Raw genomic sequence first — 25,536 nt, forward strand, 5'->3', positions numbered from 1 at the left:
GCCCCGTCAGACCAGCCGGCGCGCCGTCGCCCAGCGGGTCAGTTCGTGGCGGTTGGAGAGCTGCAGCTTGCGCAGCACCGCCGAGACGTGCGACTCGACCGTCTTGACCGAGATGTAGAGCTGCTTGGCGATCTCCTTGTACGCGTACCCGCGGGCGATCAGCCGCAGCACCTCCCGCTCGCGCTGGGTGAGGCGGTCGAGGTCCTCGTCGACCGGCGGGGCGTCGGTGGAGGCGAACGCGTCGAGCACGAAACCGGCCAGCCGCGGGGAGAAGACGGCGTCGCCCTCCTGGACCCGGAAGACCGAGTCGACCAGGTCCGCGCCGGTGATCGTCTTGGTGACGTACCCGCGGGCGCCGCCCCGGATCACGCCGATCACGTCCTCCGCCGCGTCCGAGACGGACAGCGCGAGGAAGCGGACCGGCCGCTCCGCGTCCCCCATCAGCGGCGCGCAGCGGCGCAGCACCTCGACCCCGCCGCCGCCCGGCAGGTGGACGTCGAGGAGCACCACCTCCGGCCGGGTGGCGGTGATGACGGAGACCGCCTGGTCGACGTCGGCCGCCTCCCCGACGACCTCCACGCCGGTCTGCTCGGTCTGGCCGATCTCGGCCTGCACCCCGGTGCGGAACATCCGGTGGTCGTCGACGAGGACGACGCGCACCCGGCGCCCGCCCGCGCCGCCGGCCCCGGCCGCCGTGTTCGTCTCGGTCGGCTCGCTCATGACGTCGTCTCCGCCCTCTCCATCTCCAGTTCGACCTCCGTGCCGCCGCCCGGCACCGCGCGCAGCCGCGCCGTGCCGCCGTTGCGCTCCATGCGGCCGATGATCGATTCTCTGACACCCATGCGGTCGGCGGGTATCGCGTCGAGGTCGAAGCCGGGCCCGCGGTCCCGTACGGACACGAAGACCGTGCGCCCCTCCACCTCGGCGTACACCTGCACCGCGCCGCCCTCGCCACCGTACTTGGCGGCGTTCACCATGGCTTCGCGCGCGGCCTGCATCTGCGCCGCGATCCCCTCGTCGAGCGGGCAGTCCCCGACGACCACGACCTCCAGGGGGACGCCGTGCTTGTCCTCGACCTCGGCGGCGTTCTTCTTCACGGCCTCGGCGAGGGTGGCCGGCTCCTCGTCCTCGTCCTTGCCGTTGCCCTCGGGCTTGTACAGCCAGTTGCGCAGGTCGCGTTCCTGGGCGCGGGCCAGGCGGCGCACCTCGCCCGCGTTCTCCGCGTTGCGCTGGATCAGGGTCAGGGTGTGCAGCACCGAGTCGTGCACGTGGGCGGCGACCTCGGCGCGCTCCTGGGCGCGGATGCGCATCAGCCGTTCCTCGGAGAGGTCCTGCGTCATGCGCACCAGATAGGGGCCGGCGAGCAGGGTGACGCCGACGAGGACGGCCAGCGCCGCCTGGAGGACGGAGCCGAGGTGGGCGGCGGAGCCCTGGAGGACGAAGATGCCGGAGGTGCCGGCCGTCACCAGCAGCACCCCGGCCACCGTACGCAGCAGGGTGACGGTGCGCCGGTCCCGGCCCACCTCGGCCCAGCGGGCCCGGCGGGCGTTGTCCGCCTGGCGCCAGACCAGGGCGACGCCCGCGCCGACGAGCACGGTCGGCCACAGGTACGCCTTGGCGCCGGCGCCCCCCAGGTTGACGTTGCCGACGAAGACCAGGGCGACCACGACCATGAGGAGCAGGGCGACGATCTGCCCCGTGTCGGGCCTGCGGGCGACGATCCGGCGCCGTCCGTCCGGCGAGGTCTCCGCGGTGACCAGGGAGGGCGGCCGCTGCGTCTCGACGCCGCCGACGCCGAGCGGCACGAAGAACCAGAAGGCCGCGTAGAGCAGGGCGCCCAGGCCGTCGGCCATGAAGAGCCCGACGAAGACGAGCCGCACCCACACGACGGGCAGCCCGAGGTGCCCGGCGAGCCCCCGCGCCACGCCACCGAGCCAGCGTCCGTCACTGCTGCGGTAGAGCTTGCGCGGCGGCCGCGGTTCGGTGAGGGGTGCTGCGGCGGCTTCCGGCATGACACCGATGGTCACACGGCCGCGGGAGCGCGGGCATCAGGGGCGGCCCCGGAGACTTCCCTGATCTTCGCGTGGTCCCCGGGGCGCACACCCCCCGGGCACCGGCTCAGGGCCGAAATCAGGGTCCGGCCAGGGTCGTCCCCGCTGCCGCCGCGCCGCCGCGCCCGTCACCATGGACCCATGACAGATCACGAGCACGCCGCGACGGGACCGGGGGCGCGGTCCGGGAGCGCCCCGCGCCCCGCGCCGGGCGCCGGTCCGGGGACCGCGGGCGCCGCGGACCCGGCGGACGGCACCGGGGCGGACGCGCCCGGGCCGCCGCACCGGTTCCGGCGCGACCGCCGGCACAAGACCCTCGCCGGGGTGTGCTCCGGGCTCGGCCGGCAGTGCGACATGGACCCGGTGATCTTCCGCATCACCCTCGCGGTGCTCGCCGCCGCGGGCGGCGTCGGCCTCATCTTCTACGGCTTCGCCTGGCTCTTCGTCCCCTACGAGGACGAGGAGGAGAACGAGGTGCGCAAGCTGCTGACCGGCCGGGTCGACGGCCAGTCGCTGGCGGCCGTGATGTTCGCCCTGGTCGGCTGCGGCGTCTTCCTGACCATGCTGAACAACGGCGGCGTGCTCACCTTCGCGGTCGTCCTCTCCCTCCTCCTCGCGGGCGCCGGGTACTGGTCGCGGCAGCGCGGTGCCCCCAGCCCCGACCCGCTCACCGCGCAGGCGGTCGCCGACGCCCCGCCGGAGGCGCAGGCACCGCCGGTCGGCGTCACCCACCCGTCCTGGTGGCGCGACCCCCTCGTCAAGGACGGCGGCCACGTCGGCGGGACCGGGTACCTGTGGGGGCCGCGCGGCTCCGGGGAACGGGACGTCGACGCGGCCGCCGCCGGCGGGTACGCCGGGGTGCACGGCTCGCCCGGCCGCGATCCGTACGCGCCGCCGAGGCGGGACCCCCGGCTCGGGGAGCCACGCGGGATCGGCGGCTGGATCTTCCTGTTCGCCCTGGTCGCCGCCGGGCTCGGCACCGGGCTGACCTGGGACCACCAGTCGCTCGCCGTCAGCCTCCAGACCGGGCTGGCCTGCGCGCTGGCCGTCTTCGGCCTGGGCATCGCGGTCAGCGCCTTCCTGGGCCGTACGGGCGGGGGCTCCGTCTTCCTCGCGGTGATCACGGCGGGCCTGCTGGCCGGGTCGGTGGCGCTGCCCGAGGACGCCGGCACCCGCTGGACCGCGTCGACCTGGACACCGGCCGCGGTCGCCGACGTCCGCGAGCGCTACCACGTGGGCACCGGCAGCGGCACCCTGGACCTGTCCCGGCTGGAACTGGCCGACGGGCAGACGGTGAGCACCCGGGCGGGCGCCGGGGTGGGCCGCGTCCGGGTGATCGTGCCGCCGGACGTGACCGTGCGGCTCACCGTCGACGTGGGCGTCGGCGACATCACGTTGCCCGGCGACGACCCGAAGGACGTGGACGTGAAGCCGGACCGGCACCGGGAGACGATCCTGAAACCGGCCTCGGGCGGCACGTCCGCCGGCACTCTCGACCTCGACCTGCGGGTCGGCATCGGACAGGCGGAGGTGAGCCGTGCTGCGTCATGAGTTCCAGCCCGGACGGCTGGTCGCCGGGGCCTGCCTGCTCACGGCGGGCGTCCTCTTCGCCGGGGACGCGGCCGGGCTGTGGCGCGTCCCCTGCCTCGCGCTGGTCCCGCTCGTCGTGGGCGGGCTGTTCCTGGCGGGCGCGGTCGGCATGGTGGCGTCTTCGGTACGCCGGCGCCGCCGCGCCACCCACCGGGACGTCCCCCCGGCCGGCCTCCGCCCCTGACGGCGGCCCGGCCCGGACGCCCGTGGCGGGGCCTACGGCAGGTCCCCGCCACGGCGGCGACGGGCGCGCAGCACCGCGTCCAGGGAGAGGAACGGGGCGCCGGCGAGCACCAGGGGCAGCCAGGCCACGAGGTACACGAGGTCGTTGCCGTAGTAGTAGGGGTCGGTGGCCCAGCTCACGGTCAGCCAGAGGCTGAGCGAGATCAGCGCGCCGCCGAGCGCCGCCAGGCGGGCCAGCAGGCCGAGGAGGGTGCCGATGCCGACGGCCACCTCGCCCAGGGCGATGGCGTGGCCGAAGCCGGGCGGGTTGCGCAGGGCCAGGTCGACGAGCGCGGGCAGGGCGGAGGAGTCGCGGACGGCCCGCATCATGTCGCCGACGGAACCCGCGCCCGCGTCCTTCGCGAAGGCGCTGTCGGTGAGCTTGTCGAGGCCCGCGTAGAGGAAGGTGACGCCGAGGAAGATCCGCAGCGGGATCAGGGCGTACCGGGAGGCGGGCGCCCGTGGCCCCGCCCCGGCGGGCGGCGAGAGAGCGGTGTCCCCGTCCGTACGCGTGCCGTGAGCCCTCACTGCCGCCGCCTCCCACCAACACCGTCCCGGGACCTCAGGAGACCATACGCACGCCGGCCCGCACAGTGCTCAATCGCGCCGCGGGGGGATCCCCCGGGTACGGACACCGGCCCGGCAGCGGGACCGGGGGGACGGCCGGCCCGCGGACGCGCCGCGGGGCCCGCGGGCGACGGCGGCACGGGGCGGCGCCGGGCCCCGGCGGGCCGGAACCCCACAGACCGAAGCGCCACCGGGCCGGGGCACACCGGACCGCACCGCCGCCGCCCCGAGCCGTCGCCAGGCCGAGCCGCCACCGGGCCGGGGCGCGGGGCCAGGCCGGGGCGCGGGGCCTGGGGTCAGTCCGTCACGTCGATGGCGTAGCGGTTCGTCTCGACGCCGGCGCTGGTGACGACCTGGACCTCCACCCGGCCCGGTTCCACGTCCGCGGGTACCGGCACGGTCAGCCGGTCGTCCGCCGGGTTGCTGAAGCCGCCGGTGACCGGGACCAGCGGGACGTGGACGTGGACGGTGCCGACGCGGACCACCATGCGGGCCAGCCGGTCGGCGCGCTGGGCGCCCGGCGGCACGAAGCCCGCGCCCCGGATCTCGATGTCGTCGCCGGTGCGGATCGGCGCGTCCAGGTCGCCCGCCTCCCGCGCCCGGACCACCGAGAGGATGACCGGACGCCCGCCCTCCGCGTACTTGCCGGCGAGGTAGGTCGCGGCGGAGACCAGCACCACCACGGCGAGCCCCCAGGGCAGGTCGGGCAGTTGCTCGGGGCGGCGGGCCAGCCGGACCGCCGCGAAGACCAGGGCGACCGCGCCGATCACGACGTACTGGATGTCGGTGAAGGTGCCGCGGCCCGCGTCGTCGGTGAGCAGGTCGGCGGCGCGCGGCCGGTCCGCCCGCACCTTCTGGAGCCGCTGGCCGAGCACGCGCGTGCCGACCACCCGCCGCACCAGTACGGCGATCCCGCAGACCACGGCGAGCACCGTCACCGCCCCGGCGCCGCGGGCCAGTTCGAGCCCGGCGATCAGGTCGTCCCGCCGCGCGTGTCCGGAGGCGGCGATCAGTTGCCCGGCGAGGACCAGCACGGCGTACGCGACGAACAGGACCCAGGCCGCCGCGACCGCGCGGGAGGTGGAGAGCCGGTTGTCCTCGCCGAGGACCGGGGCCAGCGCCCCGCCCCGCGCCCGGTGGAACCAGGACGCGGCCGTCAGCGCCAGGGCCACCACCACGGCGGCGGCGAGCCCGGCGGTGCGGGCCGCCGTCCAGCCGGTGCCGATCGCGGTGAGCGCCTGCACCAGCAGCGTCAGCACCACCCCGGCCCACACGGTGAGGGCGGTGCGGCGCCACAGGCCGGCGAGCCACGCCTCGCCCTCGGCCCGGCCGCGTTCGGCGACGAGTTCGGCGGACTGGGCGAGTTCCTCGGAGATCCACTGACGTGACGCCGGGGCCGAGTGGGCCACCGCGGCCGGCAGTCCCTGCCCGGCCGCGAACTCGTCCCGGCGCAGCAGGAACGCGGCGACCGCCCGGCGGTGCCCCTCCCGGGCGCCGTGCGGGCAGTCACCGCAGGTGCAGCCACCGCCGTGGGCCGTCTCGTACCCACCGCCGGGGCCTTGGCCGCCCCTCGCCTCCTGTACCGCCACGCCCGACGCCCGCCTTTCCGCACTCCCGCGCCGCACTCCCGCGCCCCATCCGGCGACAACACCGCGACAACACCCGCAAATCCCTTGTGATGACAGCGAATTGTGCCGTACCCGACCGGGCCCGCGCCCGTCGCCCCCGGCCCGGCCTCTCCCGAACGGGTGATGCGACGATCACCGTGTTGACACGGGGGCGCGCGGTCCGGAAGAACCCGTCCGCCGGGCTCAGTCGAACAGGTCGGGTTCACCCCGGCTGACCTGCTGCCACAACGGCTGGTAATTGATCCACGCGACCAGGTCCCCGCCGAGCTGTTCCCGGGTGGCGACCGCCTGCCGGTGGTCGATCGGCACCGGCCGGCCCGCCGCCCTCGCCGCGAGCTGCACCTGGCAGGAGCGCTCCATGGAGAGGAACCACCAGGCCGCCGCGTCCACCGAGCCGCCCACCGTGAGCAGCCCGTGGTTGCGCAGCACGAGCGCCTTGCCGGAGCCGAGCGCCTCCGCGATCCGCCGCCCCTCCCCGGCGTCGACGGCGACCCCGGAGTAGCGGTCGTACAGGGCGTGGTCCTCGTAGAAGGCGCAGCTCTCCTGCGTGAGGGGGTCGAGCAGGTCGGCGAGGGAGGCCAGCGCGCGCCCGTGCACGGAGTGGCAGTGGACCACCGCGACGACGTCGGGGCGGGCGGCGTGCACCTGGGAGTGGACGGTGAAGGCGGCCTGGTTCACGTGGTGGGCGCCCTCCACCACCTGGCCGTCGGCGTTGACCAGCACCAGATCGCTCACCCGGACGTGACCGAAGGGCATCCCGAACGGGTTCACCCAGAAGCAGTCGCCGAACTCCGGGTCGCGGGCGGTGATGTGGCCGGAGACCCCGTCCTCGAACCCGTGGCGGCCGAAGAGCCGCAGGGCCCCGGCGAGCCGTTCCTTGCGGTACCGGCGTTCGTCCTCGACCGAGTCGTGCCGGGGCGGCATGGCGAACCGCAGCCGGTCGGCCGGCACCGGCGCCGGGGCGGCCGGGGGCGCCTCGCGCGTGCCGCGCGGGTGGTCTGTGGCACGGGATTGCTCCATGGGCGGAAGTTACCGTCCGTGAAGCCAAGAGGACAGTTCTCTTCGGTAAAGACCGGCGTCTTCCGGCAGACCCGATCGATGCCGGACAGAAGATGTCGAGTTTCGGGCGCAGACTCGGGAGCATGACACCGAGCACCGCGCCCTGGTCCCGCTTCACCACCGACGCACCCGAGTCGGCCGCCGCCGTCGAGGCACGGTTCGCCGCCCGGCCCCACCACACGCTGGCGACGCTGCGCAGGGACGGCGCGCCGCGCACGTCGGGGCTGGAGGTGCGCTTCCTCGGCGGAGAGCTGTGGCTCGGGATGATGCCCGGCTCGCTCAAGGCGCTCGACCTGCGCCGCGACCCGCGCTTCGCGCTCCAGGCCAACCCCGGCGACGGCACCGGCATGGGCGGCGGGGACGTCCGGATCGCGGGGCGGGCGGTCGAGGTGGCGGGCGACGGGCCCGAGGAGGAGGCGCTGCGGGCCGCGTACGTCGAAGAGGTGGAACCGCCGCAGCCGTTCCACCTCTTCCGGGCCGAGGTGTCGGAGGTCGTCCGGACCACCGTCGAGGACGACCTGCTGGTCGTCCGTCTCTGGCGGCCCGGCGAACCCCTGCGCACCCTCAGGCGCGCGTAGGCGGGCGCGCGGGCGTGCGGTCCGGGACGGCACGCCCCGGGCCCGCTACTCCCACTCGATGGTCCCCGGCGGCTTCGACGTGATGTCGAGGACGACCCGGTTGACCTCCGCGACCTCGTTGGTGATCCGGGTGGAGATCCGGGAGAGCACGTCGTACGGCAGCCGGGACCAGTCGGCCGTCATGGCGTCCTCGCTGGAGACCGGGCGCAGCACGATCGGGTGACCGTAGGTGCGGCCGTCGCCCTGGACGCCGACCGAGCGGACGTCGGCGAGCAGCACCACGGGGCACTGCCAGATCTGGCGGTCGAGTCCGGCCGCGGTCAGCTCCTCGCGGGCGATGGCGTCGGCCTCGCGCAGCAGGTCCAGCCGGTCCTTGGTCACCTCGCCGACGATGCGGATGCCGAGGCCCGGCCCGGGGAACGGCTGGCGCTGGACGATCTCGTCCGGCAGGCCCAGCTCCTGGCCGACCATCCGGACCTCGTCCTTGAAGAGCTGGCGCAGCGGCTCGACGAGCTGGAACTCCAGGTCCTCGGGGAGGCCGCCCACGTTGTGGTGGGACTTGATGTTGGCGGTGCCGGTGCCGCCGCCGGACTCGACGACGTCCGGGTAGAGGGTGCCCTGCACCAGGAACTCCACGGCCGGGCCCGCGTCGGCGACGATCTCGGCCTGGGCCTGCTCGAAGACCCGGATGAACTCGCGGCCGATGATCTTCCGCTTCTCCTCGGGGTCCGAGACCCCCTTGAGCGCGTTCAGGAACCGCTCGCCGGCGTCGACGACCTTGAGCTGGACGCCGGTCGCGGCGACGAAGTCCTTCTCGACCTGTTCGGTCTCGCCCTTGCGCATCAGGCCGTGGTCGACGTAGACGCAGGTGAGCTGGTGGCCGATGGCCCGCTGGACGAGGGCGGCGGCGACGGCGGAGTCCACGCCTCCGGAGAGGCCGCAGATGGCGCGCTTGTCGCCGACCCGCTCGCGGATCGCGGCGACCTGCTCCTCGATCACGCTGCCGGTGGTCCAGGACGGGGTGAGGCCGGCGCCGCGGTACAGGAAGTGCTCCAGCACCTGCTGACCGTGCGTGGAGTGCATCACCTCGGGGTGGTACTGGACGCCGTAGAGCCGCTTCTCGTCGTTCTCGAAGGCGGCGACGGGGACGACCTCGGTGGAGGCGGTGACGGTGAAGCCCTCGGGGGCGGCGGAGCAGGCGTCGCCGTGGGACATCCACACGGACTGCTCGGCCGGGGTGCCCTCGAAGAGGGTGGAGGACGGCCGGGAGACCGTCATGCGGGTGCCGCCGTACTCGCGGGCGCCGGAGTTGTCCACGGTGCCGCCGAGGGCCTGCGCCATGAGCTGGAAGCCGTAGCACATGCCGAACACCGGTACGCCGGCCTCGAACAGGGCGCGGTCGACGGTGGGGGCGCCGGGCTCGTACACCGAGGAGGGGCCGCCGGAGAGGATGATGGCCGCGGGCTTGCGGGCGAGCATCTCCGCGACCGGCGTGCTGCTCGGCACGATCTCGCTGTAGACCCGCGCCTCGCGGACGCGACGGGCGATGAGCTGGGCGTACTGCGCGCCGAAGTCGACGACCAGGACGGTGTCGGGGGCGGCGGCAGCGGAAGTCGCTGATGACACGGGGTGCCTTCCGGCGGTCGGGCGGGGTCTGGTGCCCCCGAGTCTACCGAGGCTCCGGGGTGCCACCGCCCCGGCCGCCCGCCCGGCACCCGCTCCCCCGCGCCCCCGGGCCGCGCCCGCGCCGCCTCCCGCACCGTGTCTCACGATGCGAACCGGCTTGGACACGGTGCGTCCGCCCGGCATACTGGGCCCATGCTCACGCACCCGGCCTTCCTCTTTACCTATGGCAACCGGCCCACCGGCTGCCATGGTCGTGCTGCTTGAGCCACTGACAAGCGACTTCCCAGGCGCCCCGGGCCACTCGGTCCGGGGTGTCTGCCGTGTCCGGGCCGTGTGGGACCGGGGCCACCGCACCGGCCCCCGAAGGAGCCCCGCCATGACCGCCACCGCCACCACCCCCGCCGCCGCTTCCGCCGCCACCGCGCCCGCGCCCGCCGCCCGGCCCGGGACACCGGGTGCCGACCGCACGGGCGCCCGCAGTCCCGAGGCCGCCGACGTGATCGCCGGGGCCCGGGACCGCATCGACGCGCTCGACGACCGGATCATCGGCCTCATCCAGGAACGGATGGCCGTCTCCGCGGTCGTCCAGGACGCCCGCGTCTCCTCCGGCGGCCGGCGCGTGCACCTCTCCCGCGAGATGGAGATCCTCGGCCGCTACCGGGACGCCCTGGGCCGTCCGGGCACCGCGCTCGCGATGACCATGCTGGAGCTGTGCCGGGGTCGCATCTGAGTTCGGGCCCGCTCTCACCCGTACGGCGCGTGACCGGCGGGCCGGTCGCTTCGTTGGTCCCGGTGTCCGTGCCAGCCAGGGGCGGGCCCGAGAGAACCACGCGTGGCTCACCGGGGCGATGAGACGTACGGATCGTGTCGTACGTCGTGGGACCTCGCCCCGGCCAGTGACCGGACGGCAGGGGACAGCAGCCCGGTCACCCAGATAACGGCCGGTCCCGGGGACGCCCGGGACCGGCCGGACGGACTTCGACACACCGGGCCGTACGGCCGCGGTGGCCCCGCCCCGGCACGATGCGGCGCGCGGGCCACCGTCCTCCCGCGACGCGCGGCCCGGCCCCGTACCACCCCCACCCCGAGCGGTGCGACCCCCCGGCACCGCTCCCGGGCCCGCCGCCGCGACGGCGCCGGCGCCCGGCCGGAAGGGCCTCGCGGCCTACGCCGCGAGGCCCTTCCGGCGTTTCCGTGGCCGCCGCGTCACACGGCACCCCGCCCCCGGGAGCCGTGTGACGCAGGACACATAAATTCTGTGTGAGGTCGAGGACAACCATTCACACCCGTCGGTGATCAAACATGCGACTGGACCGAACGGATCGAACAGTTCCCGACGGTTCAACGGATCGAACTCGATCGCATCGAACCAACGGGCCGTACCCGCGCCCCCACCGCGGAGGCTTCCCCCTGACTCACGCGTGCCGTCCCACGGCACGCCGGACTACCTGAGGTCTTCATGAAGCTTCGTCGTGCCATGGCAACAGCGGCTGCCGCGGCGGTCATCGCCCCGGCGGCACTGCTCGCCGCCCCCGCCGCGTACGCCACCGGCGACACGACGCCCGCGCCGGCCGCCACCTCCGACAGCACCGAACCCACGGAGCAGGACCCGGCCGGGAACACGGAGACGGAGACCCCCGCCCCGGGCGCCTCCGACACCACCGAGCCCGCCCCCGAGGACACCGCGAGCACCGGCCCCGGGGAGAACGAAGAGGGCACCGAGGAGGAGACGCCCGCCCCGGGCGCCACCGAGACGACCCCCACCGCCCCGGCGCCGAGCACCTCCGCGCCCGAGGAGGAGGAGCCCGAGTACCCCGAGACGGGCATCTGCGAGGACAGCAAGGTCGACATGGACATCAGCGGCCTGCCCGGCAAGATCGTGGCCGGCAGCGGCTGGCACAAGTTCTCGCTGAACGTGGCCAACAACTCGGACTCCACCCTGGAGGAACTGGTCTACCTGGCGGGCGCCTCCAGCGACGCCGACGGCGACGACCTCTTCCGCAGCAGGCAGGTCCGCCTCCAGGCCTGGAACCCGGACGCCAAGGTCTGGGAGGACCTGGACGAGGACGGCTACGCCGTCGGCTTCGTCGGCCAGACCCCGACCCTGGAGCCCGGCTACGAGGTCAGCATCCCGATGCGCGTCGACGTGCGTCCGGGCGCCCCGGTCGGCGCCGGCTTCACGCTCGGCGCGACCATCTACGGCGACGCCGAGGGCGACTGCCTCGGCTTCGGCGACGTGTCCTACAAGTTCCGCATCGTCGCCCCGGGCACCGACACCACCGGCTCCAAGCCGCAGCTCGGCGGCAAGGCCCCGGTCTCGCAGCAGAAGCCGGCGGCCACCACCCCGGTGGTGACCGGCACCCTCGCCGAGACCGGCTCCAGCTCCGCGCTGCCCACGATCGCGCTGGCCGGCGGCCTCGCGGTCGCCGTCGGCGGCGGCGCGATGTTCGTGGTCCGGCGCCGCAAGGCGGGCGTCGCGGCCTGACGCCGACGGCCGTCGGCGCGTGGGGCCACGGCCCGGCGGGCCGGCGGCCGGCCCGGCACCACCCGGAGGACCTGCGCTCGGAGGGGGGCGCAGGTCCTCCTCCCGTCTTCCGGGGCCGGCCGCCGCACGCCGCCCGGCGTCAGCCCTCCGCCGCCGGCTTGCGCGCCGGCACGCCGGGCATCCCCAGGAACGGCAGCCGCAGCGCGCCGAAGGCCCCCTCCGGGACCGCCGGGTCCACCGGCCGCACCGGGTCGAGCCGCGCGTACGGAGCGCCCTGCGCGGGCCTCGGGTCCTCCTCGCCCTTGTTCGGCCAGTACGACATCGCCCGCTCGGCCTGTGCCGTGATGGTCAGGGACGGGTTCACGCCGAGGTTCGCCGAGACGGCGGCGCCGTCGACCACCGAGATGCCGGGGTGCCCGTAGAGCCGGTGGTACGGGTCGATGACGCCCGTCTCCCGGGAGGCGCCGATGGGGCAGCCGCCGAGGAAGTGCGCGGTGAGCGGGGTGCCCATCAACTCGCCCACGTTGGACCCGGCGAAGCCGTTGATCTCCGCGGCGAGCGCCGAGGCGCCCTCCGTCGCCGCCCTGATCTGCCGGGGGTTGGGAGCGCCGTGTCCCTGACGGGCGGTGAGCAGGCCCTTGCCGACGCCCGACGGCTTGAGATGGGTCGTCAGGGAGTTGTCCAGCGACTGCATGACGAGGCCGATGATGGTCCGTTCCGACCAGCGGCGGTAGGTCAGCGAGCGCAGCAGCAGCATCGGGTGCCGGGCCGCGTGGCCCAGGAAGCCCCGTATGCGGGCGGCGCCCGAGGCGTCCTCGCCCGCGTAGGGGACCTGGAGGATCGACAGCCCGCCCATCGCGTTGGAGCCCTTGCCGTAGCGCACCGGCTCGATGTGCGTGTCGGCGTCCGGGTGGACGGAGGAGGTGATGGCGACGCCGCGGGTGAAGTCGGCGCGCGGCCGGCCGGTGGCCCGGCGGTAGCGCCGGTCGTCGGTCTGGGCGCCCACCAGCGCCTCGGAGTTGGTCCGGGTCAGCTCGCCCAGCCGGTCGGAGAGGTACGGCAGCCGGCCGGACGCCTTCATGCGGTGCAGCAGGGTCTGGGTGCCGTAGGTGCCGGCGGCGAGGACGACCCGGCGGGCGGTGAAGGTGCGCCCGGCGCCCTTGCGCCGCCGATGGGTGGGGAGCGTGGCGATCGCGTAGCCGCCGCGGGAGTCGTCCGTGACGGAGACGGCGGTGGTCATGGGGTGCACCACGGCGCCCGCCTTCTCGGCGAGGTGGAGGTAGTTCTCGTTGAGGGTGTTCTTCGCGCCGTGCCGGCACCCCGTCATGCACTCGCCGCACTCCCGGCACGCCCGCCGGTCCGGGCCCGCCCCGCCGAAGTAGGGGTCCGCCACCCGCTCGCCGGGTCGCGCCCGCGCGGTGCCGTCGGCGTCCTCGCCGTCGCCGAAGAAGACGCCGACCGGCGCCATGTGGAAGGTGTCGCCCGCGCCCATCCGCTCGGCGGCGGCCTTCAGGTGCTCGTCGGACGGGGTCAGCGTCGGGTTGAGGCGGACGCCGAGCATGCGCCGGGCCTGCTCGTAGTACGGGGCCAGCTCGCCGTGCCAGTCGGTGATGTCCCGCCACTGGGGGTCCTCGAAGAACGGTTTCGGCGGCACGTAGAGCGTGTTGGCGTAGTTGAGGGAGCCGCCGCCGACGCCGGCGCCCGCGAGCACCATCACGTTGCCGAGCAGGTGGATGCGCTGGATGCCGTAGAAACCGAGCGCGGGGGCCCACAGGTAGTTGCGGAGGTCCCAGGAGTTGCGGGGCAGCGACTCGCGGGTGAAGCGGCGGCCCGCCTCCAGGACGCCGACCCGGTACCCCTTCTCGGTGAGCCGGAGCGCGGAGACCGAGCCCCCGAACCCCGACCCGACGATCAGGACGTCGTAGTCGTACCCGTCCCCGGCGGGCCCGCCGGGCCCGTTCGCGGACCGCTTCTGGACAGTGTTCTCCTGCGACACGTGCTCTCCTCGTCGAGAACGGGTGCGGTGGATGGGGGCGCCGGGGGCCGTGAGGGCGGCCCCCGGCCGGAGCGGGCGGCCGCTAGCGGAAGCGGAACGCCTTCATCAGGCGCAGGCTGCGGGTCATGAACTCCGCGTACGCCCGGTCGTCCATGCCGAGCGAGGGCGCCATCGGCAGCAGCCGTTGCCAGGCGACGGTCTGTGCCTCGGTGTACTTGAGGATGCCCTCGGAGCCGTGCCGGCGGCCCAGCCCGGAGTCCTTCATGCCGCCCATCGGCGACTGCACGCTGCCGTAGGCGGGCGCGTACCCCTCGTTGATGTTGACGGTGCCGGTGCGCAGCCGGGCGGCGACGGCCCGGCCGCGCCGGGCGTCGCGGGTCCACACCGAGGAGTTCAGGCCGTACGGGGTCGCCTCGGCCCGCGCGATCGCCTCGTCCTCGCTGGTGAACCGGTGCACGGCGACGACCGGGCCGAAGGTCTCCTCGTCGCACACGGCCATGCCGTCCGTGACGCCCTCCAGGATGGTCGGCTCGTAGAAGTACGGGCCGGCGTCCGGTCGGGCGACCCCGCCGGCGAGCAGCCTGGCGCCGCGTTCGACGGCGTCGTCGACGTGCCGCCGGACGGTCTCCAGTTGCCGGGGGCCCACCAGTGAGCCCATCTCGGCGCCGTAGGCGAGGGCGGTGCCCAGGCGCAGGGCGCGGGTGCGGGCGGCGAAGCGCTCCAGGAACGCGTCGGCGACCGCTTCGTGGACGTAGATCCGCTCGATGGAGATGCAGAGCTGGCCGGCGGAGGAGAAGCAGGCGCGGACGGCGCCGGCCGCCGCCTTCTCCACGTCGGCGTCCTTGAGCACCAGCATGGCGTTCTTGCCGCCGAGTTCGAGGGAGACGCCGACCAGGCGGCCGGCGGCGCCCCGGGCGACCTCGCGGCCGGTGCGGGTGGAGCCGGTGAAGGAGACGTAGTCGGCGTGGCGGACGACCTCCGGTCCGACGACCGGGCCGTCGCCGATGACGACCTGGAAGACCTCGGCGGGCAGACCGGCCTCGATCAGCAGGTCCCGCGCCCACAGGGCGGTCAGGGCGGTCTCGGTGTCCGGTTTCATCACGACCGCGTTGCCCGCGACGAAGGCGGGGAGCGCGTCGCCGACCGAGAGTTCCAGGGGGTAGTTCCAGGGGGCGATCTGGCCGACGACGCCGCGCGGGTGGCGCAGTTCGGTGACCTTCGTCAGCGCGGGCACCGCACCGGCGTGGCGCCTGGGCCGCAGGTAGGCGGGGGCGCGGCGGCCGTAGTGCCGGGCGGCGACGGCGACGGCGAGGATCTCCTCGTGGGCGTGCAGGCGGGCCTTGCCGGTCTCCAGTTGGATCAGGTCGAGGGCCTCGGCCTGCCGCTGGAGCACCAGGTCGTGGAAGCGCAGCAGCACGGCGGCGCGCCGGCGCACCGGCACGGCGGCCCACGCGGTCTGCGCGGCACGGGCCCGCTCGAAGGCGCGGGCCACGTCCTCGGGGGTGGACTCGGGCAGTTCGGCCAGCCTCTCGCCGGTGAACGGCGTGTGGTTGGCGGTGCGGCCGGAGCCGGCCACGCCCTTGGTGAGCGCGGCGACCAGTTCGGGCGTCACCACGTCGGCGGCGGTGCGGGCGCCCTCCGGTGCGGGGGCGAGGGGATTGGTGCCGGTGCGTTCCGGTGCCTGCGCTTCCGTCATGAGCCGCAGGGTATGCCGCGCCGCGAGCTTTGTGTACCCGTCGGTAATCGGATTCACCGACCGCTCACACCCCGCCAGTGATCGCTGGCAACGAATGCCCTGATCAGCGCGTTGTACGCGGCGGGAGGCCGGTGCCCGCGCCGGGGAAGCCCACCGCCGCCCGGCCGCCCGTGACGGCGGGCGGGCACCCCGTGGGGGGTCCGCCCGCGCCGGCACCGGTGCTCAGAGGTGGTCGACCTGCCAGTTGTCGATCACGGTCCGGGCGATCTCGCGGCCGGTGTCCGCGAAGTACCCGGTGCGCGGGTAGTCGACCCACAGCCGGTACATGTCGCCGCTGTCGGCGCGGTAGTAGACGAGGTGCATCTCGCGCTCGCGCGGGTTCTGCGTGTCGTCCGTGGTGTACGCGATGACGTTCTCGGCGGCCTTGCGGTCCTGGTGCCGGGTCTCCCTCGGCTCGCCCTTCGGGGCGGGCTCGGCCGCGACGTCCCAGGAGTACTCGCCGTCCTTGAGCTTGTCCCAGTCGGCCCAGGCCCCGGCCGCGGCGGTGTCCGGGACGGTGTCGCGGGTCGAGGTCTTCTTGTCCCCGTCCTTCTTGACGTCCCGGTCCACCGAGACGACGACCAGTCCGCTCGGGTCCGCGAACCGCTCGTTGGTGCCGTCCCAGTCGTCCTCGTGCTCCTGCCGGACGAAGGCGGACGGCACCGCGAGGCTCATCCCGGCCCGCTTGCCCAGCTCGTGCTTCTCCCAGCCCTTGGGCAGCGGCCCGGCGAACGGGTCGGCGACCACCAGGTAGCCCGCGACCACCGCCGCGACGACGAGGCCGCCGAGCACCGCCAGCGCCTTGCGGCCGAGCCGGACGCCGCCCGCGGCCGGGGACGGGCCCGCGGTGACGACGCGGGTCGGCTCGGGCGGCGGCGGGTTGGCGGCGGCCTCCAGCAGGGCGCGCACCCGGGCGGCGTCCGGGCGGCGGGCCGGGTCCTTGTCCAGCAGGCCGGTGATCACCTCGGCCAGCGGGCCCCGCGCGGAGGCGGGCGCGGCCGGCACGGCGTTGAGCACGGACTGGAGCGTGGCGGGGGTGTTGCTGCGCCGGAACGGCGAGACGCCCTCGGTCGCCGCGTACAGCACCACGCCGAGGGACCACAGGTCGCTCGCGGGGCCGGGGCGCTGGCCGAGCACCCGCTCGGGGGCGATGTACTCGGGCGAGCCGACGAAGCCGCCGGTGTCGGTCAGATTGGTCTCGCCCTCGATCTGGGCGATGCCGAAGTCGGTGAGGACGACCCGGTCGTACCGGCCGAGCAGCACGTTGTCCGGTTTCACGTCCCGGTGCAGGATGCCGGCGGCGTGCGCGGCCTCCAGCGCGCCGAGCACCTCCAGGCCGATCCGCGCGGCCTCGCGCACGCCGAGGGTGCCCTCCTGGAGGACGTCGCCGAGGGAGCGGCCCCGCACCAGCTCCATCACGATCCAGGGCCGGTCGTCGACCACCGCGACGTCGTGCACGTCGACGACGGCCGGGTGGTCGAGGCGGGCGGCGGCGCGGGCCTCGCGGCGCATCCGCTCGTAGGCGTTGGCCCGTTCCCGCTCGGGCAGGTGGTCGGGGACGCGGGGCTCCTTGACGGCGACCTCGCGGTCCACCGTCTCGTCCTGGGCCCGCCACACGGTGCCCATGCCGCCGTGGCCGAGTTTGGCGAGCAGCCGGTAGCGGCCGGCGATGAGCCGCCCCGTGCCGGGGTCCGGGGCCGCCGGGGGGCCCGCCGGCGCGGCCGGGCGCGGCGGCACGACGCGGGTCGGCGCCGTGCCCGGCGTCGCGTACGGATTGCCGGGATGCGGGACGGCGGCCTGCGGGTTCGGCGGTTGCAGGGCGAAGCTCGTCGGATCGTCCGACCCGTCGCGGGGTCCCCCGTTGCTGCTCATGGGTCCATCCATATCGTGCCGGGCCCGCCGCCCTCCACAGGGGGGCGGAACCGGTCACACACCCGTGACGCGCGGTGTCGCGTATCTCCCTTTTCTTCGCCTTTCCCGTCGTCTTCCGGCGCGTGTGGCGGGCGCGGCGACTGCGGTGGCTCCCCGCGGGCGCCGGACGCGCGTGTTCAGGAGGAGTGGTTTCCGGCCGCCCCGGGCCCTCCGGACACCCCGGCCGCCCCGGACACCCCGGCCGCCCCGGAGACCCCGGCCGCCCCGGAGACCCCGGGCCCGGCGGGCGTACCGGCCCCGGCGGAGGTGCCGAGGGCGCCGGTGGCGCCGGGGCCGGCGGGGGTGCCGGGCGGGTCGGCCGCGTCCGCCGGGGCCCGCTGGGGCGAGGCGTCCCCCTCCGGCGTGCCGGGGGCGGGGCGGGTGACGGTCACCGTCGCGGTGGGCGCGGAGGCGGAGGGCGCGCTCGTCCCGGACGGGGCGCCGGGCGTCGCGGGCACGGAGCTGGCCGGGGTGCCGCCGCCCTCCCCCGCGTCGTCCGAGAGCAGCGCCACCGCGCAGACCCCGGCGCCCACCGCCGCCAGCACCAGGGCCACGGCCACCAGCACGCCCCGTCCGGCGGGCCGTTCGCCGGGCGGACGCGGCAGCGGGGGCGTGCGGCCGGTGGCGAGGAAGGCACGCAGCATCCGCTCGGCCTCGCCGGCGCGCAGCCGCCGCTCCGGATCGCGCTCCAGCAGCCCGCGGACGACGGGCAGCAGCGGCGCCGTCTGGACCGGCGGCCGGATCTCGTCGGTGAGCACGGCGTCCAGGACCGCGCCCAGCGAGTCCCGGTGGAAGGGCGAGCCGCCGCTGAGCATCACGCAGAGCAGGACGCCCAGCGACCACAGGTCGGACGCGGGACCGGCGCCCGCGCCGGACATCCGTTCGGGCGCGGTGAACTCGGGCGAGCCGACGAAGGTCCCGCTCCGGGTGAGCGTGCTGGTCCCGGCGACCTGGGCCACGCCGAAGTCGGTGAGGACGATCCGGCCGTCCCCGGCGACCAGCACGTTGGACGGTTTCACGTCCCGGTGCAGGATGCCGGCGGCGTGCGCCGTGTCCAGCGCGCCGAGCAGGGCGATGCCGATCCGGGCGGCCTCGGCGGCGTCGACGGGGCCGCGCTCCCGCACCCGGTCGGCGAGCGAACCGCCGTCGACCAGTTCCATGACCATGTACGGGCTGTCCTCGTCCTCGACGACGTCGTGGACGACGATGACGTGCGGGTGCCGCAGCCGGGCCACGGCACGGGCCTCGCGCAGGGTGTGCTCCCGCAGCCCGCGCGCCTCGGCGTCGGAGAGCGTCTCGTCCACCGGGATGGCCTTGACCGCGACCTGACGCCCCAGCAGGTGGTCGGTGGCCCGCCACACGACGCCCATCCCACCGCTGCCGAGCCGCTCCTGAAGCCGGTACCGGCCCGCGATGACACGCCCGCCCGCCCCCTCGGTCACCATGTGGGCCATCATGCCCCACCCACCACGCCGACTCCGGGCCCCGCGGCCCCGGTTGGCCGACAAACGACCCGGTCAGGGGGCGCACGGAGCACGGCAGGAGTCGAGCCGGGGGCGCACGGGCGCCGGAGGCGGTCCCGCCGGGACCAGGGCCCCTCGTTCGCATCACGCCGGGCTCGCAGGGCCCGGCCTGATCCGGACGAAAGACCCTGGCTAGGCCGTCTTCTCCTGCCAGCTCTGGAGCACGGTGGTGAACTGGCGGCGGGTGGTCTCCCAGTCCGCGGCGGGCCCGGACATGTACAGCGCGTACTCCACGCCGTCCCGGCCCATGTACGTCTCCTCGACCGCGCGGCGCGGGCCGGGGAAGGCGGTGTCCTTGGCCAGCGCGGTCCAGGTGTACTCCCAGCGGGCGCTGTCGCGGTCCCGGTAGGTGGTCCGGCGCAGGGTGATCCGCTCGTAGTCGACGAGCCGCTGCAACTGCTCCTCCAGGTCGAGCTGGTGGGCGTAGGGGTCGTCGAAGTCGGGCTCGGTGTCGACGGCGACGCGCAGGAAGTGCTCGCCGTCGTCGGGGGTGTAGTCGATCATGACGAGTTCGCCGTCGTCGCCGAAGACCCGCCGTTCCCAGCCCTCGGGCAGCGAGAGGCTGAAACCCACCGGGTCCTCGCGGCGCTCCCAGCCGTCCGGGAGGGTGCGGGCCGGGTCGGTGGCGGACGGGGTGACGGACGGCGACGGCTCCGGCGGGGCGCCCAGTCCGGCTCCGGAGTCCCCGGCGGCCTGCTTCTGGAGGACCACGGCGGTGCCGCCGCCGACGAGGGCGGCGACGGCGACGACCAGGACGAGGGTGCGCAGCCGGCGCCGCAGCGACCGGGCGGGGACCGCCGGGGCGGGCGTGGCCGGGCCGACGACCGTCGGGGCGGTGGCGGGCACGCCCCCGGGCCCCTGCCGCGGTGCCGGGTGCGCCGCGTGGGTCCCCTGCGCCGGCGCTCCGTGCGCCGGGTGCGCCGCGTGGGGCCCCGGACCGTACGGCAGGGTCGGTGCCGCCGGGCCGAAGGGCGGGACCGCCTCGGGGGTGCGGCCCTCCGCCGCCTGGGCGAGCAGCCGTTCGGCCTCGGTGACGTCCGGGCGGGCGGCCGGGTCCTTGCGCAGCAGGGCGGCGATGACGGGCGCGAGCGGCCCGGCGTCGCGGGGCTCGGCGGCCTCCTCCTCGACGACGGCCCGCATGGTGGTCAGCGGCGAGGTGCGGCGGAAGGGGGAGCGGCCCTCGACCGCGGTGTAGAGGGTGGCGCCGAGCGCCCACAGGTCGGAGGCGGGGCCGGGGTCGTGGCCGCGCACCCGCTCGGGGGCGAGGAAGTCGACCGAGCCGACCACCTCCCCGGTACGGGTGATGGTGCTGTCGCCCTCGATCTGCGCGATGCCGAAGTCGGTGAGGAGCACCCGGCCGTCCTCGGCGAGCAGCACGTTGCCCGGCTTCACGTCCCGGTGCAGGACGCCCGCGGTGTGGGCGGCGCGCAGGGCGCGCAGCACCCACAGCCCGATCCGGGCGGCCTCGCGCGGTGCGACGCGCTCCTCGTCGCGGACCGCGTCGGCGAGGGAGCGGCCCTCGACCAGTTCCATCACGATCCACGGCCGGCCGTCGTGTTCGAGGACGTCGTGCACGGTGACGACGGCGGAGTGGTTGATCCGCGCCGCCGCCCGCGCCTCGCCCCGGGTGCGGGCCAGCAGGATCGCCTGGTCGCTCTCGGAGACGTAGTGCGCGGCGGTCAGTTCCTTGATGGCGACGGACCGGTGGAGGACCTCGTCGTGCGCGCGCCACACCCGGCCCATGCCGCCGCTGCCGATGGCCTCGCCGAGCCGGTAACGGCCCGCCACGAGCCGGCCCTGCATCTGATTCACGTTCCCCCGCAATGCTCTTGTCAGGCTCAGACTAGGGACCGGCCCCCGGCGGGGGAACGTCCGGGGTGGCATGGAGACCGCTCTGTGACGGTTGCCCCCTCCGGTGCCGGGTGCGGGGCCGCTCAGCGGGTGAACCGGTAGCCGGCCGACGCCTGTTCGTAGACCCGGGTCACCTCGTCGCGCTCCGCCTCCGGACCGCGCACCTGGACGACGTGGTAACGGCCGTCGAGGAGCAGGGCGGCGTTGCGGACGTAGAGTTCGCCGCCGCCGGAGCCGGTCCAGGTGAACTGGCCCTCCGCCATGGTGCGTCCGCCGACCTCGATGGTCTTCAGCCCGCCGGAGGTGGCCCAGCTCGAGGCGCGGTAGGGCTCCAGTTCCCGTTCCACGTCGCGCTGGTAGACCATCGGGTCGTCGCCGTACCGGTCGGCGCGGTCCCTGCCCGGCACGATGATCAGCTCGAAGTCGCCCTTGGCGTAGACGACCTGGCCGCTGCCGTTGCGGGGGGTGCGGGTCCAGCCCTCGGGCACGGGGACGGTGAAGCCCTCGGGGTCCTCGCGCAGCGCGAAGCCCTCGGGGGCCCGGGGGGCGGTGGTCTGGGTCTCGGCGGTGCCGGAGGAGGCGGAGGAGCCGGCGCCGGGCGGGGAGCCGTCCGGGTCCGGTGCGGTGCCGGGGTCGGCGGGGGCCGGGCTCACCTCGCCGACGGTCCCGGTCCGGCCGGTGGTGTCCGGCGCGGACTTCGGCATGAAGTACACGGCGTAGGCGACCGCGCCGGCCATCGCCAGCAGGATCAGCACGAGCAGCGTCCGGCCGAGGCTGCGCGGGGAACGGCCCTGGCGCGGGTCGCGCTTGTGCCGTCCCTGGCGGACGGGGAGCCCGGCCCGGCGCCGGCGCACCAGTTCGCCGCGGCGGCGCACGATGGGCAGGCGGCCGGCGTCGGCGGGCGGCGCGGAGACGACGTGCAGCCCGGCCTCCGGTTCGGGCGCGGAGCGCACCAGGGAGCGCAGCCAGCCGCTCAGTTCCTCGAAGTCGATGCGCTCGGTGGGGTCCTGGCGCAGCAGCGACTCCACGACCGGGCGCAGCGGGCCGCACTCCTCGGCGAAGGCCGGGGGTTCGGAGCAGACGATCTGCACCAGTTCGGCGGTGGCGTCCTCCGGGTAGGGCGCGTGGCCCTGGACGGCGCGGAAGAGCAGGGCGCCGAGCGCCCACAGGTCGGTGGCGGGGCCGATGGGCGCGGCCAGTTGCCAGTTCTCGTGGACCGGGCCGGCCTGCTCGGGGGCCCAGCGTTCGGTGACCGGGCCGACGACGGCCATCCGGGCCTGCCGGGCCCGCTCGGCGGCGAGCGCGGTGGCGGGGCCGCGGCGGGCGGGGGCGTGCGCGGCGGGCTCGTCCCACTGTCCGGCGGGCGGGGCGGACGAGGCGGGCGGGGCGGACGAGGCGGGCGGCACGGGCCCGGCCGCCGGGCCGGGCGGCGCCGGCAGGGCGCGGTCCCCCGCGGGGGACGGGGCCGCCGGGTCGCCGAAGGCGCGGGGCGCGGCGCCGTGCCAGGAGGCCGTACGGACGCCGTAGGGGTCGGCGATCCGGCCCGGCGGGGCGTCGGGCGCGTCCGGGGCGGCCTCGGGGGCGGGGCGGGAGCCGGGCAGGGCGGCGTGGCCGTCGCGTGCCTCCTGGACGCGGGCGGCGGCGCGGGCCCCGGCCCGGTAGGCGGCGATGGCCCCGGCCCGCGCGGCCCGGATGTCACCGCTGGTGCCGGAGGGCGGGGCGGAGCCGGCGGGGAGGCCGGGGGGCCCGTCGGGCGAGGGCAGCCCCTGGACGTCGCGGGCCTCGATGGCGGCCCGCCGGGCGGCCTCCGGTCCAGGCTCGCCCGCCCCGAGGGCGGCGGGTCCGGCGGGGGCGGCGGGGAGCGCGCCGGGCCCGGTGTCCGGGGCGCCGGGGCCGGTGTCGTCGGGGGCGGGGACGGGGTCGTAGCCGCACAGCGTCTCCTCGGCCGCGCCGACGGCGAGGCCGGTGAGCATCACCCGCCCGTCGTCGCAGACCAGCACCGTGCGGGCGGTGATGTTGCGGTGGACCCAGCCGTGGGCGTGCAGCACCCGCAGCGCCATGAGGACGTCGGCGGCGACCTCGGCCGCCCGGTACGGCGTCAGGGGCTCCTGGGCGAGGAGCGCGGCGAGCGGCCGGGCGGCGACGAGTTCGCTGACGATCCAGAGCGAACCGCCCTCGGCGAACACGTCGAAGACCTGGTCGAGCCGCGGGTGGTCGGGGACCGCGGCGGCGGCCTGCGCGGCCTCGACGGCGCGGCGCACCACGGGGTCGGCGGGCCGGCGGGGGTCCGCGCCGGCGGCCGGCGGCCGCTGGGCGGGACGCCGTGCGCCGCGGGCGGTGAACCCGTCGGGCAGCCCGTCCGCGTCGAGCACCTCCGCCTCGACGACCTCCGGCAACGGCACCTGACGGACCAGGACCTCCTGCCCGCTGTAGGTGTCGAAGGCGCGGCTCTCGGCGAGTTCGTACTCGTCCGAGGGCGGCAGGGGCAGGCGGTAGCGGCCGGCGAGTACCCGTCCCGCATAGTCGTCCACGTTGCCTCCCCCGGCAGATCGGCGGTCGATTCCGTTCGCCTCGCGGCCCGTTCCCGCTGCGCACGGTCCGCGGCCCTTCACGATACGTGCCGGAGGCAACCCGCAGAGCGGTGATGCGGTATTCCGGTCCGGCCCCCGGCGCCGGCCGGCCGGGTCAGTCCTTGGGCCGGAAGGTCTCGGTGAGGATCTTCCAGGTGTTCACGCGCTGGTCACCGTCCCAGTCGGCGGCCCGGGCGGTGTACATGAGCGCGTACCCGGCCCGGTCGCCGACGACGAAGCCCCGGTCGATGGTGCGGTAGCCGGTACCGCCCTCGGTGTAGGTGAACTCCCAGTCGGCGGCCTTCCAGCCCCGGTAGTCGACCTTCTCTATCCGGACCTTGCGGTACTGGGAGCGGACCATGTACCGCTCCTGGTTCTTCCAGTCCGCGACCGGGTCGCCCTTGGGCGTGGTGGTCCAGGCGACGAGCAGCTTCTGCCCGTCGGGGCCGGTGAAACGGTCCCCCGCCGAGCCGGTGGAGGCGTACGACCAGCCCTCGGGCAGACCGATGGAGTAGCCCTGGCCGCCCCGGTGGGTGGCGGCGGCGCCCGCGCCCTCGTCCGCGTCGTCCCCGCCCGCGTCGCCCGCGTCGCCGGCGGCCTCGGAGCCGCCCTGGGCGGCGTCGGTGTTCCCGTCGCCGTCCCGGGTGCCGCCGGCCGGGGCCGCGGAGCCACCGGTGCGGCCGCCGTCGCCGTCGTCCCGCTTGGTGTCGCCGCCGGCGGTGGCGGAGGCCGTGGGGCGGCCGTCGGCCCCCTTGCCGCCGCCCTCGTCGTCGCCGCCGAGGGTCAGGGCGAGGACGGTGCCGAGCACGGCGAGCGCCACGACGACCGCGATGACGATCAGCGTGCGCCGGGACACCACGTCGGTGAGCGGCGCCCGGCGCACGGGAGGGGCGGGCAGGTCGGGCGGGGGCACGACGGGCCAGCCCGAACTGCGCCCGCCCGGCGCGGTGGTGCGGGCGCCCGGGAGCGACGGGGAGGCGGCCGGCGCCCCTGCGGAGGGCGCGGCGGGCGGCGCGCTCGCGGAGGCGGTCGCCGTACGGCCGCCGGTCCGGGCGGCGCCGGAGGCCCCGGCGCCGACGGCGGCGGCCTTGCGCACCGAGCGCAGCGCGCCGCGCAGCCGGTCCCCGGCCTCCTCGCCGCGCCGTCCGGGCTGGGCGGGCAGCGGCACGACCTTGGTGGCGTCGTCCGGTTCCCGCCCGCCGTCGTCGGGGGCGTGGACGACCTTGGTGAGCAGGGCACGGGCGCCCTCGTCGTCGAGGCGCAGCGCGGGGTCCTTGGTGAGCAGACCGTAGATGACGTCGCGCAGCGGACCGGCGTTCCTGGGCTCCTCCAGCGTCTCCGTCATCACCGCGGTGAGCGTGGCGATCGCCGAGCCCTTGTCGTACGGGGGGACGCCCTCGACCGAGGCGTAGAGCAGACCGCCGAGCGACCACAGGTCGGCGGCGGGGCCGGGCTTGTGGCCGCGCGCCCGCTCCGGGGAGATGTAGGAGGGGGCGCCGACGAGCATGCCGGTGGAGGTGATGGAGGGGTCGCCCTCGACCTGCGCGATGCCGAAGTCGGTGAGGACGACCCGGCCGTCGTCGGCGATGAGCACGTTGGACGGCTTCACGTCACGGTGCAGGATGCCCTCGCGGTGCGCGGAGCGCAGCACGTCCAGGATGGCGAGGCCGACTTCGGCCGCGCGGCGGGGCTCCAGCAGGCCGTCCTCGCGGATGACCTCGGCGAGGGACTTGCCCTCGACGAGTTCCATCACGATCCAGGGGCGGTCGTCCTCCTCGACCACGTCGAAGACGGTCACGGCGCTGTTGTTGCGGATGCGCGCGATCGCCTTGGCCTCGCGCAGCGTCCGCGTGATCAGGCGCCGCTTCTCCTCCTCGTCGATGTTGCCCGGGAACCGCAGCTCTTTGACGGCGACGGTGCGCCCCAGGGTCTCGTCCTCGGCCCGCCACACCGTCCCCATGCCGCCGCGGCCGAGCACGCCCCCCAGCCGGTACCGCCCGGCGAGGAGACGTGCGCTCTCGTCCTGACGGGATGTGCCCGCCCGCTCCGCCTCCGACATGCGTCCCCTCAAGCAACCCGCCCTGACAGAGCCTTCATTGTCCCTCACCCGACAAGTGCCCGACGCCCAGGGTGCCCCTCGGGCG

The 25,536-nt window shown here is 75.7% G+C and carries 18 protein-coding genes; 5 read left to right on the forward strand and 13 right to left on the reverse strand.

The features are described 5' to 3' along the window. Nucleotides 1–6: 6 nt before the first annotated feature. Both VM636_RS11765 and VM636_RS11770 read right to left on the reverse strand, forming a co-directional pair. Nucleotides 7–720 carry a response regulator transcription factor gene (locus VM636_RS11765; protein WP_030420767.1) on the reverse strand — a complete coding sequence of 238 codons (714 nt, stop codon included), beginning with the start codon at nucleotides 718–720 and terminating at the stop codon, nucleotides 7–9. Beyond that, entirely contained in the window at nucleotides 717–2,012 is a 1,296-nt protein-coding gene (locus VM636_RS11770) for an ATP-binding protein (RefSeq protein ID WP_030420768.1), read from the reverse strand. Before VM636_RS11770 ends, VM636_RS11765 begins: the two co-directional genes overlap by 4 nt. A 180-nt stretch (nucleotides 2,013–2,192) precedes the next feature. Here VM636_RS11770 and VM636_RS11775 point away from each other — a divergent pair, with 180 nt between their 5' ends. Together VM636_RS11775 and VM636_RS11780 are read left to right on the forward strand one after the other, a co-directional pair. Further along, nucleotides 2,193–3,602 (forward strand): PspC domain-containing protein, encoded by a 1,410-nt coding sequence (locus tag VM636_RS11775; RefSeq protein ID WP_338484333.1) that lies wholly within the window; start codon nucleotides 2,193–2,195, stop codon nucleotides 3,600–3,602. Next, complete coding sequence (locus VM636_RS11780; protein WP_030420770.1) at nucleotides 3,589–3,825, forward strand: hypothetical protein; 237 nt, start codon at nucleotides 3,589–3,591, stop codon at nucleotides 3,823–3,825. The genes VM636_RS11775 and VM636_RS11780 overlap by 14 nt, the downstream gene beginning before the upstream one ends. Nucleotides 3,826–3,857: 32 nt before the next feature. Here VM636_RS11780 and VM636_RS11785 read toward each other — a convergent pair whose 3' ends face one another. The 3 genes from VM636_RS11785 to VM636_RS11795 all read right to left on the reverse strand — a co-directional run bounded on the left by VM636_RS11785 (nucleotide 3,858) and on the right by VM636_RS11795 (nucleotide 7,078). Next, nucleotides 3,858–4,391 (reverse strand): DoxX family membrane protein, encoded by a 534-nt coding sequence (locus VM636_RS11785; protein ID WP_338484334.1) that lies wholly within the window; start codon nucleotides 4,389–4,391, stop codon nucleotides 3,858–3,860. Nucleotides 4,392–4,726: 335 nt separating this feature from the next. Continuing rightward, entirely contained in the window at nucleotides 4,727–6,019 is a 1,293-nt protein-coding gene (locus tag VM636_RS11790; RefSeq protein ID WP_030420772.1) for a hypothetical protein, read from the reverse strand. Nucleotides 6,020–6,241: 222 nt separating this feature from the next. Then, nucleotides 6,242–7,078, reverse strand: a complete 837-nt coding sequence (locus tag VM636_RS11795) for a class II aldolase/adducin family protein (protein WP_037858421.1) — start codon at nucleotides 7,076–7,078, stop codon at nucleotides 6,242–6,244. 122 nt (nucleotides 7,079–7,200) lie between these two features. Here VM636_RS11795 and VM636_RS11800 point away from each other — a divergent pair, with 122 nt between their 5' ends. After that, entirely contained in the window at nucleotides 7,201–7,695 is a 495-nt protein-coding gene (locus VM636_RS11800) for a pyridoxamine 5'-phosphate oxidase family protein (RefSeq protein ID WP_338484335.1), read from the forward strand. 45 nt (nucleotides 7,696–7,740) lie between these two features. Here the strand turns inward: VM636_RS11800 and guaA are convergent, their stop codons facing one another. After that, nucleotides 7,741–9,321 carry a glutamine-hydrolyzing GMP synthase gene (guaA, locus tag VM636_RS11805; protein ID WP_030420775.1) on the reverse strand — a complete coding sequence of 527 codons (1,581 nt, stop codon included), beginning with the start codon at nucleotides 9,319–9,321 and terminating at the stop codon, nucleotides 7,741–7,743. Nucleotides 9,322–9,697: 376 nt separating this feature from the next. Between guaA and VM636_RS11810 the strand changes: the two genes are divergently transcribed. Continuing rightward, complete coding sequence (locus tag VM636_RS11810; protein WP_030420776.1) at nucleotides 9,698–10,051, forward strand: chorismate mutase; 354 nt, start codon at nucleotides 9,698–9,700, stop codon at nucleotides 10,049–10,051. Nucleotides 10,052–10,798: 747 nt separating this feature from the next. Further along, entirely contained in the window at nucleotides 10,799–11,806 is a 1,008-nt protein-coding gene (locus VM636_RS11815) for an LAETG motif-containing sortase-dependent surface protein (protein WP_234312616.1), read from the forward strand. Between the two features lie 139 nt (nucleotides 11,807–11,945). On the opposite strand, the gene VM636_RS11820 is transcribed toward VM636_RS11815, so the two are convergent. The 7 genes from VM636_RS11820 to VM636_RS11850 all read right to left on the reverse strand — a co-directional run bounded on the left by VM636_RS11820 (nucleotide 11,946) and on the right by VM636_RS11850 (nucleotide 25,451). Beyond that, the gene (locus tag VM636_RS11820; RefSeq protein ID WP_030420778.1) at nucleotides 11,946–13,721 is read right to left on the reverse strand and encodes a GMC family oxidoreductase; all 1,776 of its coding nucleotides are present in this window, start codon (nucleotides 13,719–13,721) and stop codon (nucleotides 11,946–11,948) included. 163 nt (nucleotides 13,722–13,884) lie between these two features. Then, entirely contained in the window at nucleotides 13,885–15,498 is a 1,614-nt protein-coding gene (locus tag VM636_RS11825) for a succinic semialdehyde dehydrogenase (RefSeq protein ID WP_338484336.1), read from the reverse strand. A 222-nt stretch (nucleotides 15,499–15,720) separates the two neighbouring features. Beyond that, nucleotides 15,721–17,409, reverse strand: a complete 1,689-nt coding sequence (locus VM636_RS11830; protein WP_338484337.1) for a serine/threonine-protein kinase — start codon at nucleotides 17,407–17,409, stop codon at nucleotides 15,721–15,723. Nucleotides 17,410–17,585: 176 nt separating this feature from the next. After that, nucleotides 17,586–18,893, reverse strand: a complete 1,308-nt coding sequence (locus tag VM636_RS11835; RefSeq protein WP_338484338.1) for a protein kinase — start codon at nucleotides 18,891–18,893, stop codon at nucleotides 17,586–17,588. A 210-nt stretch (nucleotides 18,894–19,103) separates the two neighbouring features. After that, nucleotides 19,104–20,774 (reverse strand): serine/threonine-protein kinase, encoded by a 1,671-nt coding sequence (locus tag VM636_RS11840; RefSeq protein WP_338486359.1) that lies wholly within the window; start codon nucleotides 20,772–20,774, stop codon nucleotides 19,104–19,106. A 131-nt stretch (nucleotides 20,775–20,905) separates the two neighbouring features. After that, complete coding sequence (locus VM636_RS11845) at nucleotides 20,906–23,353, reverse strand: protein kinase (protein WP_338484339.1); 2,448 nt, start codon at nucleotides 23,351–23,353, stop codon at nucleotides 20,906–20,908. A 154-nt stretch (nucleotides 23,354–23,507) separates the two neighbouring features. After that, nucleotides 23,508–25,451, reverse strand: a complete 1,944-nt coding sequence (locus VM636_RS11850) for a serine/threonine-protein kinase (RefSeq protein ID WP_338484340.1) — start codon at nucleotides 25,449–25,451, stop codon at nucleotides 23,508–23,510. Nucleotides 25,452–25,536 lie beyond the last annotated feature (85 nt).

Source organism: Streptomyces sp. SCSIO 75703, assembly GCF_036607905.1.
GTDB lineage: Bacteria > Actinomycetota > Actinomycetes > Streptomycetales > Streptomycetaceae > Streptomyces.

What these genes read in the sequence shown, in the direction of transcription:
- VM636_RS11765 (WP_030420767.1), bottom strand. Translation starts at nt 720, where the DNA reads ATGAGCGAGCCGACCGAGACGAACACGGCGGCCGGGGCCGGCGGCGCG.
- VM636_RS11770 (WP_030420768.1), bottom strand. Translation starts at nt 2,012, where the DNA reads ATGCCGGAAGCCGCCGCAGCACCCCTCACCGAACCGCGGCCGCCGCGC.
- VM636_RS11775 (WP_338484333.1), top strand. Translation starts at nt 2,193, where the DNA reads ATGACAGATCACGAGCACGCCGCGACGGGACCGGGGGCGCGGTCCGGG.
- VM636_RS11795 (WP_037858421.1), bottom strand. Translation starts at nt 7,078, where the DNA reads ATGGAGCAATCCCGTGCCACAGACCACCCGCGCGGCACGCGCGAGGCG.
- VM636_RS11800 (WP_338484335.1), top strand. Translation starts at nt 7,201, where the DNA reads ATGACACCGAGCACCGCGCCCTGGTCCCGCTTCACCACCGACGCACCC.
- VM636_RS11810 (WP_030420776.1), top strand. Translation starts at nt 9,698, where the DNA reads ATGACCGCCACCGCCACCACCCCCGCCGCCGCTTCCGCCGCCACCGCG.
- VM636_RS11815 (WP_234312616.1), top strand. Translation starts at nt 10,799, where the DNA reads ATGGCAACAGCGGCTGCCGCGGCGGTCATCGCCCCGGCGGCACTGCTC.
- VM636_RS11825 (WP_338484336.1), bottom strand. Translation starts at nt 15,498, where the DNA reads ATGACGGAAGCGCAGGCACCGGAACGCACCGGCACCAATCCCCTCGCC.
- VM636_RS11830 (WP_338484337.1), bottom strand. Translation starts at nt 17,409, where the DNA reads ATGAGCAGCAACGGGGGACCCCGCGACGGGTCGGACGATCCGACGAGC.
- VM636_RS11835 (WP_338484338.1), bottom strand. Translation starts at nt 18,893, where the DNA reads ATGGTGACCGAGGGGGCGGGCGGGCGTGTCATCGCGGGCCGGTACCGG.
- VM636_RS11840 (WP_338486359.1), bottom strand. Translation starts at nt 20,774, where the DNA reads ATGCAGGGCCGGCTCGTGGCGGGCCGTTACCGGCTCGGCGAGGCCATC.
- VM636_RS11850 (WP_338484340.1), bottom strand. Translation starts at nt 25,451, where the DNA reads ATGTCGGAGGCGGAGCGGGCGGGCACATCCCGTCAGGACGAGAGCGCA.